Annotated in this window: 13 protein-coding genes; 3 read left to right on the top strand and 10 right to left on the bottom strand. The window is 74.5% G+C overall.

Going from position 1 to position 13,949, the window contains the following annotated elements; translation table 11 throughout:
• Nucleotide 1 precedes the first annotated feature (1 nt).
• Both RBH18_RS39065 and RBH18_RS39060 read left to right on the top strand, forming a co-directional pair.
• Nucleotides 2–1,198 (top strand): coiled-coil domain-containing protein, encoded by a 1,197-nt coding sequence (locus tag RBH18_RS39065; RefSeq protein WP_306215548.1) that lies wholly within the window; start codon nucleotides 2–4, stop codon nucleotides 1,196–1,198.
• Nucleotides 1,199–1,549: 351 nt separating this feature from the next.
• Nucleotides 1,550–1,888, top strand: coding sequence for an RNA polymerase-binding protein RbpA (locus RBH18_RS39060; RefSeq protein WP_305783351.1), 339 nt, complete (start codon nucleotides 1,550–1,552; stop codon nucleotides 1,886–1,888).
• Between the two features lie 117 nt (nucleotides 1,889–2,005).
• Here RBH18_RS39060 and RBH18_RS39055 read toward each other — a convergent pair whose 3' ends face one another.
• Nucleotides 2,006–2,977: an alpha/beta hydrolase gene (locus RBH18_RS39055; RefSeq protein WP_306215547.1), complete on the bottom strand. Its 972-nt coding sequence runs from the start codon at nucleotides 2,975–2,977 to the stop codon at nucleotides 2,006–2,008.
• 70 nt (nucleotides 2,978–3,047) lie between these two features.
• Here RBH18_RS39055 and RBH18_RS39050 point away from each other — a divergent pair, with 70 nt between their 5' ends.
• Entirely contained in the window at nucleotides 3,048–3,605 is a 558-nt protein-coding gene (locus RBH18_RS39050) for a TetR/AcrR family transcriptional regulator (protein WP_306215546.1), read from the top strand.
• 6 nt (nucleotides 3,606–3,611) lie between these two features.
• Here RBH18_RS39050 and RBH18_RS39045 read toward each other — a convergent pair whose 3' ends face one another.
• The 9 genes from RBH18_RS39045 to kdd all read right to left on the bottom strand — a co-directional run bounded on the left by RBH18_RS39045 (nucleotide 3,612) and on the right by kdd (nucleotide 13,762).
• Nucleotides 3,612–4,136: an FxsA family protein gene (locus RBH18_RS39045; protein WP_306215545.1), complete on the bottom strand. Its 525-nt coding sequence runs from the start codon at nucleotides 4,134–4,136 to the stop codon at nucleotides 3,612–3,614.
• Between the two features lie 79 nt (nucleotides 4,137–4,215).
• Nucleotides 4,216–5,025 carry a polyprenol monophosphomannose synthase gene (locus RBH18_RS39040; RefSeq protein WP_306215544.1) on the bottom strand — a complete coding sequence of 270 codons (810 nt, stop codon included), beginning with the start codon at nucleotides 5,023–5,025 and terminating at the stop codon, nucleotides 4,216–4,218.
• Nucleotides 5,022–6,632 carry an apolipoprotein N-acyltransferase gene (gene lnt / locus RBH18_RS39035; protein ID WP_306215551.1) on the bottom strand — a complete coding sequence of 537 codons (1,611 nt, stop codon included), beginning with the start codon at nucleotides 6,630–6,632 and terminating at the stop codon, nucleotides 5,022–5,024. Before lnt ends, RBH18_RS39040 begins: the two co-directional genes overlap by 4 nt.
• Before the next feature lie 712 nt (nucleotides 6,633–7,344).
• On the bottom strand, nucleotides 7,345–8,592 hold the full coding sequence (locus RBH18_RS39030) for a glutamate mutase L (protein ID WP_306215550.1): 1,248 nt from the start codon (nucleotides 8,590–8,592) through the stop codon (nucleotides 7,345–7,347).
• Nucleotides 8,592–8,951 carry a 3-aminobutyryl-CoA ammonia lyase gene (gene kal / locus RBH18_RS39025; RefSeq protein WP_306215543.1) on the bottom strand — a complete coding sequence of 120 codons (360 nt, stop codon included), beginning with the start codon at nucleotides 8,949–8,951 and terminating at the stop codon, nucleotides 8,592–8,594. Before kal ends, RBH18_RS39030 begins: the two co-directional genes overlap by 1 nt.
• A complete protein-coding gene (kamE, locus tag RBH18_RS39020) occupies nucleotides 8,948–9,682 on the bottom strand; it encodes a lysine 5,6-aminomutase subunit beta (protein ID WP_306215542.1) in 735 nt (244 codons plus the stop codon). The genes kal and kamE overlap by 4 nt, the downstream gene beginning before the upstream one ends.
• Nucleotides 9,679–11,211, bottom strand: coding sequence for a lysine 5,6-aminomutase subunit alpha (gene kamD, locus RBH18_RS39015; RefSeq protein ID WP_306215541.1), 1,533 nt, complete (start codon nucleotides 11,209–11,211; stop codon nucleotides 9,679–9,681). The genes kamE and kamD overlap by 4 nt, the downstream gene beginning before the upstream one ends.
• An 8-nt stretch (nucleotides 11,212–11,219) precedes the next feature.
• The gene (locus RBH18_RS39010) at nucleotides 11,220–12,743 is read right to left on the bottom strand and encodes an amidohydrolase (RefSeq protein ID WP_306215540.1); all 1,524 of its coding nucleotides are present in this window, start codon (nucleotides 12,741–12,743) and stop codon (nucleotides 11,220–11,222) included.
• A 5-nt stretch (nucleotides 12,744–12,748) separates the two neighbouring features.
• A complete protein-coding gene (kdd, locus tag RBH18_RS39005) occupies nucleotides 12,749–13,762 on the bottom strand; it encodes an L-erythro-3,5-diaminohexanoate dehydrogenase (RefSeq protein ID WP_306215549.1) in 1,014 nt (337 codons plus the stop codon).
• Between the last annotated feature and the right edge of the window lie 187 nt (nucleotides 13,763–13,949).

Here is a 13,949-nt window from a genome sequence, read left to right as displayed (position 1 = left end):
TGTGTCCCCCGGTGTGGCCGGGACGGTCGGCGCGGTGGCGGTCGACGAGCAGGGCCGGATCGTGGAGACCCGCCCGTGCGCGCACTGCGGGCGTCCGGTGCCGCAGCGGGCGTCGGCGGGCCGGCCGTTCCGGTACTGCCGCGACAACGACGGCGAGTGCCAGCGCGCGTCGCGCAACGTGCGGATGCGCCATCGCGCGTCGCCGGGGCTGGCCGGGGAGGTCGCCCGCACGTGGGAGGTGGTGGACCGCCTGGATCAGCTGGTCGGCACGCTGAGCGAGGCGTTGCACGCGGAGATGTCGCCGGCCGGGGTGGAGCGGCAGGTCGCCGAGGTGCGCGCGGAGACCTCGCGGCTGGTGGCGGCCGCGCACACCGACCGCGACGAGGCGCGGCGCGAGGCGGACCGGGCGGCGCAGGCGGCCGCGGCGGCCGGGCAGGACGCGGTGGTGGCCCGCGCGCAGCGTGACGACGCCCGCCAGCAGGCGGAGGCGGCGCACCGGCTGGCCGAGGCCGCGGCGGCGGACACCCGGGCGGCGGTGGCGGACCGCGACCAGACGCAGGCGGCGGCGAGTGCGGCGGCGGCGTTGCGGGTGCAGGCCGAGACCGACCGTGACGCGGCCCGCCAGCAGAGTGAGTCGCTGCGGCATGCGCTGGAGGCGGCCCGGCAGGACACCGCGTCGGTACGCGCGGAGCTGGCCGACGCCCACCGGGAGGCCGCCGCGGTGGCCCGGGAGCTGGAGCAGTCGCGTGCCGAGGTGCAGCAGGTGCGCGCCGACGCCGGCCGGGAGGTGCAGCGGGCCGCGGCGGCGCAGGCGGCGGCCGAGAGCGAGCGGGACACCGCGCGCGCCGAACGTGACGAGGCGCGTACGGCGGCCCGCACGTCGGCGCAGGCGGCGGCGGAGGCGACGGGCGCCGCGCAGGAGGCGGGGCGCCGGTTCGACGAGGCGCGCGCGGAGCTGGCGCGGCTGCGCGAGCAGGCGCAGGCGGACGCGGCGCGGGCGGCGGCCGTGCAGGCGCAGGCGGCGCGTGAACGTGCCGATGCCGAGCGTCTGGCCGGTGAGGTGGAGGCGTTGCGGGCGACGCTGGCGCAGGCCCGCGCGGATGCCGATGCCGCGCACACCCGGGTGTCGCAGTTGTCGGCGCAGGTCGGTGATCTGGCGTCGGCGCTGGCCGGGCGGGGTGGCGGCGCCCGGCCGTGACCGGTTCCATACGTCACGGGTGCTCGTGGCGCAAGAGGCCGAGGCGGCGGGGTGGGGCGGGGCGCGGTAGCGTTGAGCGTGGTGGTGGCCGGTTCGGCGCGGGCTGGCGGGGGATGTGGGCGCGGGATACGGGCGGGATGTCGGGCGTCGCGGTATCCGTAGATCTCGCAATATCCCGTAAAGTGGACCAAGGTCCACGTCAGGACCGGGCGGAGACGGCCGATAGGGGACCCTGCCGGTTACGCTCGAAGCGTTAACACCGCCGACACACGGCGGTCGCCTGGAATCTCGCGGCCGTCCGTTTCGTTACACCAACGGCAATGAGCACCACGAGCGAGGGGATAGCCGATCATGGGCGAACGCATGCTGCGCGGCAGCCGTCTTGGCGCAGTCAGCTACGAGTCCGACCGCAACACGGAGCTGGCGCCCCGGCAGACCCGCGAGTACCTGTGCGTGAAGGGTCACCAGTTCGAGGTGCCGTTCGCCGTCGACGCCGAGGTGCCGATCACCTGGGAGTGCAAGTTCGACGGCAGCGTCGCCCGGCTGGTCGACGGCAGCGAGCCGGAGCAGAAGAAGGCGAAGCCGCCGCGCACCCACTGGGACATGCTCCTGGAGCGCCGGTCGATCTCGGAGCTGGAGGACATCCTCAACGAGCGCCTGCAGGAGGTCCGCACCCGCCGGGGCCGCTGACCCGCAGCCGCACCGCACCAGCGCCGTTCCGCCTTGCGCGGGACGGCGCTTCGCTGTGCCCGGCCCTTGCCCGACTGGTGCGCGCGAGGAGGAACGACGGCCGGTCCGCCGCCGTCGTCAGGGGGCGAGCCGGTCGCGCAGGAAGCCGGTGATCTGCGCGCGGGCGGCCCGGGCCCGGCGCACGAGCCCGGGCATGCTGAGGAACGCATGCGGCGCACCAGGGTGTTCGGCGAGCACGGCGGGGGTCCCGGCGGCGCGCAGCGCGGTGGCGTAGGTGCGGCCGTGATCGGCGAGCGGGTCGAGGACCGGCACGACGACCAGCGCCGGGGCCAGCCCGCTCAGGTCGCCGGCGTAGCGGGGGGACACGGCGCGGGCGTCGCCGCCGCCGGGGACCGCGAGGCGGCGGAAGAACTCCAGCTGCGGGACCGTGAGGGTCGCGGTGGTGGCGTGCTCGCGCACCGAGGGGAAGTCCAGCCCGGCCGGGGTCAGGTCGATGCACGGGTTGACCAGCACTTGGGCGCGCAGCGTCAGGCCGGCGTCGCGGGCCCGGATCGCGGTCAGGGCGGCGATCGTGGCGCCCGCGCTCTCGCCGGCGACCGCGACGCGCGCCGGGTCCGTGCCCCACGAGGCGGCGTCGCGCACGAGGCGCTGCAGCGTGTCGGCGCCGTCGTCGGCGGCGGCCGACAGCGGGGTGCCGGCGGCGACCAGGCGATGCTCCACCGACACGACGACGGCGGGCAGCCGCACGGCGAGGTGGCTGGTGAGCCAGTCGCTCTGCACCGCCGTGCCGACGAAGCCGCCGCCGTGCACGTGCAGCACCAGCGGCAGCGGGCCGCGTGCCGACACCGCCCGGCAGACCCGGACCCGGATCACGCGGTCGCCCAGGTCCACGCTCTGCCAGGCGAGGCGGGCGCCGCGCTCGGGGAAGCCGCTGACCACGCGGGTCAGCGGGGACGAGCGCCGGCGGTTCTCGGCCGCCCGGTAGGCGTCCAGCGCCCCGGGCGCCAGGGCGGGCCAGTCGGGGTCCGTGCGCAGGGCGCCCAGCAGCCGGATGCCCAGCGGCGGGCGGGTGATGGCGGTACCGGTCATGGTTCCTCCCCGCAGTTACGCTACCTCAGGTATCGATACCAGAGGTAGCACAACTCGGTAGGATGTGCCAGTGACCCGTTCGACCATGCCCGCCCGGCCGCCGGGGCGCCCCCGCTCCGGCGTCGACGCCGTCGTCTTCGCGGCGACGCTGGCGACCGTGCACGAGCTCGGCTACGCCCACGCCACCGTCGACCGCATCGCCGCGGCCGCCGGTGTCGCGAAGACGACGATCTACCGCCGCTGGCCCTCCAAGGGCGACCTGGTCACGGCGTGCCTGGTCGACGCGTTCGGGCCGGCACCGCTGACCGGGCAGACGACGGCGGACCTGCTGACCGGTGCCATCCGCTGGATCGCCGGCAAGATCGCCGAGCCGGGAGTCGGGGCGGCCTTCGCGGGGGTCTTCACCGACGCCGTCAACGACCCGGCCCTGCGCGCCACCCTCGCCGGCCGGCTGCAGCAGCCCTACCTGGTCGCGTTGTGCGAGGCCCTGCACGAGCCGCCGGAGCGTGTGCTGTTCTTCGTCGACGTGGTGGTCGGCACGCTGCTGCACCGCATGGGCATGACCGGCGAGCCGATGACCGCCGCCGATGTCGACGCCCTCATCGGCATGGTCCTGCGCGCCCTGTGAGGGCGGTCAGCGGATGATCTCGCCCTCGACGACGTCGCCCTGCACGATCTGCCCGGCCGGGGTGCGCGGGGCGGCGGGGCCGCCGTCCGGGTCGTCGACCGGGTCGGCCTGGTGCACGCGGACGTGGCGGGGCCCGAACAGGTCACCGGCGACCGCGGAGCCGACGCGGCGCTCGGTGTAGCGGGCCACGCCGCGGCGGGCGAGCAGCCGCCCGGGCGGCAGGACCAGCAGCAGCCCGGCGACGGCGGACACGAAGCCGGGGACGGCCAGCAGCAGGGCGCCGGCGAGCCCGACCAGGGAGTTGCTGACCTGCTCGCCGGGCGGGCGGCCGGCCTGGGCGGCGTCGCGGAAGGCGCGCCAGCCGCGGATGCCCTCGCGGCGCAGCAGGGCCAGCCCGGCGATGCTGGAGGCCAGCAGCAGCAGGATCGCGGCGAGGCCGCCGAGGGCGTGCACGACGCCGACGAACACGGTGATCTCGACGACCGCCAGGGCCAGCAGGGCCACCGGCAGCAGGGCCAGTCCTCGTCGCATGGTTGCTCATCCTCCCCGGGGCGTGGCCCTCGCGGGGCGTGTCACGCCGTGGCTTCCAGCATGACACGCCCGGGCACGGTCACGGCCAGGTGGAGGTCTGCCGCGGCTTGCGGCCCAGCTTGCCCAGCAGGGCGTCCTTGCGGGCGGTGGCACCCCACACGGTGACCCTGAGCAGCTGTTCCTTGAAGATGTTGCCGCTCATCTTGCTGACGCCGTGTTCGCGCTCGGTGAACGTGATGGGCACCTCGGCCATGCGGAACCCGCCGCGGTAGGCGCGCCAGGCGAGCTCGACCTGGAACGAGTAGCCCTGGGAGGCGACGGTGGCCACGTCGATGGCGTCGAGCACGGCCATCCGGTACGCCCGGTAGCCGCCGGTGGCGTCCTTGAACGGCATGCCCAGCGCCATGCGGATGTAGATGTTGCCGCCGCGCGAGAGCAGCAGCCGGTGCAGGGGCCAGTTGTGCACGCTGCCGCCGGGGATGTAGCGGGTGCCCAGCACCGCGTCGGTGTCCACCAGGGCGTCGAGCAGCTTGGGCAGCTCCTCGGGGGCGTGCGAGCCGTCGGCGTCCATCTCCACGACGGCGTCGTAGCCCTTGTTCTTGGCCCAGGCGAACCCGGCGACGTACGCGGCGCCCAGGCCCTCCTTGCCCGCGCGGTGCAGCACGAAGATGTGGTCGTCGGTCTCGGACAGCTCGTCGGCGATGGCGCCGGTGCCGTCCGGGGAGTTGTCGTCGGCGATGAGGATGTCGACGTCGGGGGTGGCCGCGCGCACGCGGGCGGTGATCAGCCGGACGTTGTCCGCCTCGTTGTAGGTCGGGATGACCACGAGGACGCGTCCGACCCCCGGGTATCCCTCCGAGCCCGCTGACGTCGGGTTCGCGTCGCTCACCGTTCCTCCGTACCGTTCCCTGAAGTGGCCGTTGCGGCGTGCGGGCGGCTGGCGGGGCTGCGGCGGCGGCGTCGCAGGGGTGCCGCCGCCACGAGGGCGAGCAGGGCGCACGCGACCGCTGCCAGCTCCGGCCAGTGTCCGAGCCGAGTCGCCAGCGTACGCGGTCCCCCCACGTGCATGTCACGCAGGACCACGGCGGCGGTATTGAAGCCGGTCGCGGCGTGCACGGTGCCGTCGGTGCCGGCGAAGGCGCTCACCCCGACGGTGGAGACCATCAGCGCCTCACGCCCGTGCTCGACGGCGCGCAGCTGCACCATGGCCAGCTGCTGCCGCGCCTCGGCCTCGTTGAACGTGGCGTTGTTGGTCTGCACGGCGAGGATCTGCGCGCCGCCGGTGACCGTGTCGCGCACGATGTCGTCGTAGGCCACCTCGAAGCAGATCACGTCGCCGACGGTGGCCGCCGGGGTGCCGATCACGCCGGGATGGTCACCGGCGAGCATGTTCTGCACCAGGTCGACCTTGTCGGTGACGATCCGGGCGATCGGGCGCAGCGGCATGTACTCGGCGAAGGGCACCGGGTGCCGCTTGTAGTACTGCTGCGCCAGGTCGGGCCCGGACACCGGCTGCCACAGCAGGCCCGCGTTGTAGATCTCGCCGGGGGTGTCGGTGCGCACCACCGTGCCGACCAGGATCGGCACGCCGATCGCGTCGGCCGCCGAGGAGATCAGCTGCGCGGCGTCGGTGTTGCGCAGCGGGTCGATGTCGCTGGAGTTCTCCGGCCACACCACCAGCTGCGGCTGCGGCTGCCGCCCGGCCTTCACGTCGGCGGCCAGCTCGATCGTGGCGGTGACGTGGTTCTGCAGCACGGCCGCGCGCTGGGCGTTGAAGTCCAGGCCCAGCCGCGGCACGTTGCCCTGCACGATCGCCACCGTGCTCGTCTGCTGCCCGGGCGTGGCCGTCGGCACCAGGGCGGGCCCGGCGACCAGCACGGCCAGCGCCGCGGCGAACCCGGCCGCCGCCGGCACGCTGCCCCGCCGCCGCCAGTCGCGCCACAGCAGGGCGGCCAGGGCGCCCCCGGCGGCGCCGACCGCGAAGGTGACCAGCGGCGCCCCACCGGCCACGGCCAGGTGCAGCGCCGGGGCGTCGCCCTGGCTGAACGCCAGGCGCCCCCACGGGAACCCGCCGAACGGCGCCCGGTCGCGCGCCGCCTCCTGCGCGGTCCACAGCAGCCCGGCCAGCAGCGGCCACAGCGCCCGCCACCGGTCGGTCAGCGGGCTCAGCCACGCCGTCGCCGTGCCGAGCAGCCCCAGATAGGCGGCCTGCGCCAGCGACAGCAGGATCCAGGGCAGCCAGCCCGCGGCGATGCGTGTCCACTCCAGCAGCGGCACGAACAGGATCAGCCCGGCGACGAACCCGACGCCGAACCCGCCGCGCAGCCGCCGCCGGTGGGTGGCCGCGGCCAGCAGCGCCACGCCCACCGGCGCCAGCCACCACAGGCCGTACGGCGGCAGGGCCAGCAGCAGCGCCGCCCCTGCCAGGGCCCCCAGCGGCAGGGCCGCCCGCAGCGGCAGCGGGCGGGGTCCGGCGGGCCGGGCGGGCGCCGCCACGGGCTCGGGGGCGGGGGCCGGCTCGAGGGTCACGGAACTCACCCGCGGAAGGCTACTCGGCGCCGGTCACGAAACAGTCGCCGAGCCGGGACGCCGCCCCCGGGCTCGCCGTGCAGCCACACCGGCGGCCGGTCGGGGTCGGGCAGCGCCCGGCACGCACCGGCGAGCCACGCCCGCACGGCGCGGCGGCGGCCCGGCCCGCTGCGACCGGATGATCGGCGCGAGGGCGAGCCGGCGGACCTGCCGCGGGCAGCGGCGCGGGGTGCGGGGTGCGGGGTGCGGCGCGGGGTGCGGGGTGCGGGGCAACGGAATCGGGGCGCGACCGTCACGGTCACGCCCCGATTGCTCCCAGAGATCCGACCCGGGCCGGACGGCCAGGCGGGCGATCGGGGCCTTCGGACCGGCGCGGCACGGGCCGGCTGCCCGCGTCGTGCCGTTGTCTACTGGCCTCGCCGCCCTCGTGGCCGTGCCGGGAAGCACGCGGCCGGTCCGCGCCGCTCCGCCGACCCCCACCCCCTGGACCTGGCGTACGCGGCGGCTCGTTCGGGTCTGCCGTGCGTGGCCAGTGGGCGAAGAAACGAAGCGAACAACAACCGCTTCCCGGGAAAAGGACCCGTCGACGGTACGTCCTGACCCTCCCGCCCTGTCAACCGGCGCCGCCGCATCCCGGCGTGTCGTTTCCCGGGCGTGTCACCCACATGGCACGAAGGTGTCACCCGGACGATGCCTGCCCGGCGTACAGCCGCTGCACCAGCCCGCGCGCCGCCGCCGGCTGCCGCGCCGCGAGCAGACCCGCCGCGGCCAGCACATAGTCGGTGTCCACCACCCGCCGCGCGGCGCGCGGCACAGCCCACCCGCCGCCGACGTCGCCCAGCACGGCGTCCAGGACGGCGCTGCCGCCGCCGTGGCGCAGCACGCCACCGGATCCCACGATCAGGCGAACGTCGCGCAGGTCGCGCCCGCCCGTGCGCGGCTGTCCCGGCCCGGCCGAGTGCCCCCGCGCGTGGCGCCGCACCCCGATTACCGCGGCCGCCGCCGCCAGCCCCACCGCACCGTCCCCGCCGGGCGTGATGTCCCATTTCTCCGTGGCGGCGGCGGCACGGGTGCCCTCCGCGGACGCGTTGACGCCCAGGTCGCCCTCCACGGTCCGCGAGCGCCACAACACCCCGGCCACGTCGCGGCGCGGCCCGCCGGCCAGCTCCGCGTCGGGCAGCAGCGCCGAGTACACGTCCGTCGTCGCCCCGCCCACGTCCACGACCAGGACCCCGCACCCGGCCAGGTCGGCGAGCAGCTCCACCCCGGCGAGCACCGCGTCCGGGGTCGCCGAGCGCACCAGCGACGCGAACCGCCGCCCCCGCGACAGCCGCTTGCCGCCGATCACGTGCCGCAGGAACACCTCCCGGATCGCCGCGCGCGCCGGCCCCGGCTCGAGCACCCCGATGCGCGGCAGCACATTGGCGACCACCGTCGCCGCGGGCAGCTGCCCGGCGACGAACGCCGCCGCCGCGCTGTTGCCGGCCGCCACCACCGGCACCCGCACCCGGGCCGCGCCCAGCCGGGCCGCGTTGTGCCGGATCGTGTCCTCGTCCCCGCCGTCGGTGCCCCCGACCAGCAGGATCACATCCGGACACGCCGCCCGCAGCGCCCGCACCCCGGCCGCATCCAGCGCCCCCGCGTGCACGTGCACCACCTGCGCCCCGGCCGACAACCCGACCCGGTGCCCGGCCTCCGCGGTGACCAGCGGCTCGTAGCCGACGACGGCCAGCCGCAACCCGCCACCGGCCGACGAGCACACCGCCACCTCCCCGCCGTCACCGCCCACGGCCGTGACCGCCGCGTCCAGGCCGTGCAGCACGTCGGTCGCGGCCGTGGTCGGCACCTCGGCGCGCGCGAGCAACCGGCCGTCGGCCGACACCCGGCACGCCTTGGTGTACGTCGACCCGACGTCCACACACGTGATCACCCCGGCACGACCACCGTGCCGGTCGCCGTCACCGCCACGATCGGCTCGGCCAGCACGGCCGCCCGCGAACCCTCGGTGCCCCGGCACACCACCGCCGCCGTGAAGTCGATCTGCCGCGACCGCGTGCCCATCCGCACCACCCGCGCGGTCACCTCGAGCACGTCACCGGCGCGCACCGGCGCCCTGAACTGCACGTCGGAGTACGACGCGAACAAACCCTCGTCCCCGTCGAGCTGGATGCACACGTCCGTGGCCACGTCGCCGAACAGCCCCAGCGCGTACGCCCCGTCGACCAGGTTCCCGGCGTAGTGCGCGTGCGCGTACGGCACGTACCGCCGATGCGTCACCGTGATCATTTCCGGTCCTCCCCCAGCAGGGCGTGCACCAGGTACGAGGCCACCTCGCGGGGCGTGGTGCCACGCCCGAAGATCCGGTCCACGCCGAGCTCGGCGGCCATCAGCTCGTCGAAGCGCGGCCCGCCCACCACCAGCAGCGGCCGCCGGTGCGCCGGCAGCGCCTCCCGGAACGCCGCCGCCATGGCCCGCGTGTTGTGCAGATGCGCGTCGCGCTGGGTGACCACCTGCGACACCAGCACCGCGTCCGCCCGGCGCTCCACCGCGGCCTGCACCAGATCCGGCACCGACACCTGCGCCCCCATGTTCGTCACCGCCAGCTCCCGGTAGTACTCCAGGCCCTTCTCCCCCGCCACCCCCTTGACGTTGAGGATCGCGTCGATGCCCACCGTGTGCGCGTCGGTGCCGATGCACGCCCCCACCACCGACAGCCGGCGCCGCAGCCGCCGCTTGACCGCCGCGTTGACCTCCTTGGCGCTCAGCAGCGGGTAGTCGCGCTCGGCCACCTGCACGGTGGCCGTGTCCACCAGGTGGTTCACCCGCCCGTACACGACGAAGAAGGTGAACGCCTCGCCCATCGGCTTGGCGTGCACCAGCATCGCCGGGTCGAGGCCCATCTTGTTCGCGAGCTGGACGGCGGCGCCCTCGGCGCGTTTGTCGTGGGCCAGCGGCAGGGTGAACGACACCTGCACCATGCCGTCGCCGGTGGTGTCACCGTAGGGACGCACGATCATGTCGTCACCGGGTTGAAGTAGTCGGAGGCGTGTGCGGCCACGCCATCGAGTCCGCGGCCTGCGTCGGGCGGCCGTTTCATGATTCCGAACGTGCCCGAGGCGATCGCGTCGAGCAGCGACTTGTCAGAAATATCCGCCAACAGCTGCACCGCCTCGTCGAGGACCTGATGGGCCCGCGTCTGGATGAACCCGCCCGGCGCCGGCTGGAAGTCCTCGTGCAGGTTCCCCGCCCCGTCAAGCACATACCGGACATTTTGCAGGGCGATGTCGCGGTCGGACAGCCACGGCGTCACCACCGCCTCGGTCATCATCCCCACCAGCAGGATCCCCTGCCCGGTCATGACCCCGGCCAGGTTGAAGAACCCGTCGAGCAGGTTGCCGCGGAACACGTCACCGGTCATGTGCTTGGTCGGCGGCATCCACTTCAGCGGCGCGTCCGGGAACAACTCCCGCGCCAGCAGCGCGTGCGCCAGCTCCAGCCGGAACGACTCCGGCAGCTCCGGGTTGATCTCGAACGCGTGCCCGATGCCCAGCTGCCAGTCCTGCAGCCCCGCCTCGTGCGCGAAATACTCGTTGAGCAGCTGCGACACCGTCACCGTGTGCGCCGCCTCCACCGCGTCGGCCGTGGTCAGATAGTTGTCCTCACCGGTGTTGATGATGATCCCCGCCCGGGCATGGATCTGCCGGGAGAACCGCTGGTCCACAAACGTGCGCACCGGGTTGATGTCGCGGAACAGAATCCCGTACATGCTGTCGTTGAGCATCATGTCCAGCCGCTCCATGCCGGCCAGCACCGCCATCTCCGGCATGCACAGCCCCGACGCGTAATTGGTCAGCCGCACATACCGGCCCAGCTGCTTCGACGTCTCGTCCAGCGCCGCACGCATCAGCCGAAAATTCTCCTGCGTGGCATACGTGCCCGCGAACCCCTCCCTCGTGGCACCCTCCGGCACATAATCCAGCAGCGACTGCCCCGTCGACCGGATCACCGCGATCACATCCGCCCCGGCCCGCGCCGCCGCCTGCGCCTGCGGAATGTCCTCATGAATGTCCCCGGTCGCCACGATCAGATAGATCCACGGCCGCCGCGGCGCGTCGCCGTACCGGCGGATCAGCCTGTCCCGCTCGGCCCGCCGCCGATCCACCAGCCGCAACCCGCGCCGCACCGCCGTGCCCGCCGCCCGCCTCGCCGCCCCCGGCTTGACCGGCATCCGGAAGCCGACAGCCCCGGCCGCCGCCTTCTGCGCCAGCACCGTCACATCGTCCAGGCCCTCGCGCAGCAACGCGTCGAACACCGGCACCGCCACCCCGTGCGAAAGACCGACATCGGCGGCCACCGCGTCGACCAGCCGGTTCACCCACGGAATGCCGTCGGAATCCGCCCCCGCCACCCCGGCCAGGCGCAGCACCGCCCGCTCCACCGACACCGTCGTGTGCGAACGCGCCAGCTCCACCACCGGCTGCCCCGCCCGCGCCGCCAGCTCCCGCGCCCGCGCCACCACGGCCGGATCCAGCCCGAGCTTGCCCATATCCGCGTCTACCCTTCGAAGATCGTTTCACCGTCGAGGACCGTGCGCCGGCACACCGGCCGCCGCGGCACCACCCCGTCGACGTCCGGCAACAGCGCCGGCAACCCGTCCGCCAGCCCCGACGGCGTCTCCCACACCGCGAACACCGCCCGCGCCCCCGGCGCCAGCACCCCCGCGTCATCCACCAGCGCCGCCCGCCAGCCGCCGCGCGTCGACGCCCCGAACGCCGACCGCACCCCCATCCGGTACGCCGGATTCCGCGGCGCCGCCGCCGCCACCACCGCCGCCCACGGATCCAGCAGCGTCACCGGCGAATCCGACCCGAACGCCAGCGGGATCCCCGTGGCATACATGGCGCCGATCGGATTCGTCACCCACGCCCGCTCCACCCCGAGCCGCTGCGCATACATCCGGTCCTTGCCACCCCACAACGCGTCGAACACCGGCTGCACCGACGCCACCACCCCGAACTCCACCATCCGGGCGATCATCGCCTTGTCCGCCAGCTCCACATGCTCGATCCGATGCCGGCCCTCCCGCAACCGATCCACCCCGAGCACCGACGCCGCCACCGCGAACCCGTCCAGAACCGCCTCGATCGCCGCATCACCGATCGCGTGGAAACCGCCCTGCACCCCCGCCTCGGCACACCCCACCAGATGCGCCCCCACCTGCTCGGCGCTCAGGAACGCCTCCCCGCAACCCGGCCCGTCCTCATACGCATGCCGCACCCACGCCGTCCGCGACCCCAGCGCCCCGTCCGCATACAGATCCCCGCCGGCCCCCACCGCCCCCAGCTCCCGCGCCTTGCCCGCCGCCCCCAGCTCACCCCAATAGCCGAACACCTGCGGCAACCCCTGCCCCGACAACGCCAGCACCGACTGGAAATCCGCCTCGCTGGACGTGCCCGGACCACCACACTCGTGCACCGCCGCCACCCCCCGCGACGCCGCGATCCGCAAGGCCGTGCGCTGCGCGTCGCGACGCTGCCCGGCCGTCAACGACCCCAGCGCCACCGCCCGCACCGCATGATGATCGTCCTCACGCACCCACCCCTGCCCCGCGTCCAGCTGCGGGCACGCCGCCAGCATCGACGACGACACCAGCGCCGAATGCACCGACGCCTGCGACAGATACACCCGCCGGCCCCCGCCCGCCCGCTCCAGCTCCCCGGCACCCGGCACCGACTGATCCGCCCACGTCGACTCGTCCCAGCCGTGCCCGTGCACCACCGCATCCGCCGGCCTCGTGCCCGCGAACCGCGCCACCGCCTCCAGCAACTCCCCCGCCGACCGCACCCCCGACAGATCCAGCCCGCCCGCCACCAGACCCGTGTCCGTCGCATGCACATGCGCGTCCACGAACGCCGGCGTCACCAGCAACCCACCCAGATCCACCGTGCGATCCGCCGCCGGAGCCTGCGCCCCGTCACCCAGCCACACGATCCGCCCCCCGGACACCAGCATCGCCGTCGCCCGCGGATCCGCCGCCGAATAGAACCGCCCGTTCGCCCACAGCACCGTCGAAGTCATGACCGTCAGTCTGCCGAAATCCGCGCCTCGAACAACGCCCGCACCCCCGGCGACGAACGCAGCAGATCCACCGCGAACGCCGCATGCCCCGGCACGAACCCGTTACCCACCAGCATCGTCACGTCCGCCGCCACCCCCTCCGCCCCCAGCGCCGCCGCCGCGAAACTGGTCGCCATCGAGAAGAAGACCACCGTCCCCTTCGCCTTCGTGGCAAGGATGGCACCGTGCTCACAGCCCGGCACGTCCACACAGACGACGGTGACATCCGCCTGCTCATCGATGACATCTGCCACGGCCACCGGGTCACGGGCGTCAGCAATCGCGATCACATCCGCCACCCCCGCTCGCGCCAGCGCGGCACGCTCGGCCTCACTCACCACCACCGCCGTCGTACGCCCACCCGCCCGCTTCGCCGCCGCCAGCGCCAGCGACCCGCTCTTGCCCGCCCCGCCCAGCACCAGCACCGCCGGCGACCCGTAACCGCGCACCACCCGATCCGTCAACGCCGGCGCCCCGCACACGTCGAAAACCGCCAGCGCCAGCTCCGGCGCCAGATCCTCCGGCAGCACCGCCACCGCCGAGCGCCCGAACAGGATCGCGTGCCCGTCCGCCGGCACCTGCTCACTGCGCCCGTCCCAGCCCCGCAACGCATCCGTGATCACCAGCGGCGTCAACGTCAGCGACACCAGCGTCGCCACCCGATCACCCGGCTTCACCCCCAGCGGCGACTCCGGGCCCACCTCGTCGACCACCCCGATCAACATCCCGCCCGAACCGGTCACCGGATTGTGCATCTTCCCGCGCGTACCGACGATCTCCAGCACCTCGGCACGCACCGCCGCACCGTCCCCGCCATGCTTGCCCGACAGCTGCCGGAAACTCGCCGCGTCCAGATTCAGCCGCTCCACCCGCACCCGCACCTCGTCGGCACCCAGCACCGGCGACGCGTCCAGCCGCCACGCCGCCTGCGGCAGCACCCCCGCCGGCTCCACCACCCGGCCCAGCCCCACACCCGAGATCTCCACGCCAAACAATCTGTCAGACCGCCGTCAAACCGTAAATCCTTTCGGCGAACTGTTTTCTCACCGCAGATCCTCCGCTACCGTCGGACTCGATCACGGCTCTCGGCACCCTCGTGGAGGCTTCGGTGACCCAGACAGCGGACGCACCCGCCCTCGGCGGCCAGCCCTACGACTACCGCCGCCG

The sequence above is a fragment of the Actinoplanes oryzae genome (genome assembly GCF_030757795.1).
Taxonomy (GTDB): Bacteria; Actinomycetota; Actinomycetes; order Mycobacteriales; family Micromonosporaceae; genus Actinoplanes.
This window is presented reverse-complemented; position numbering and strand designations above follow the sequence as displayed.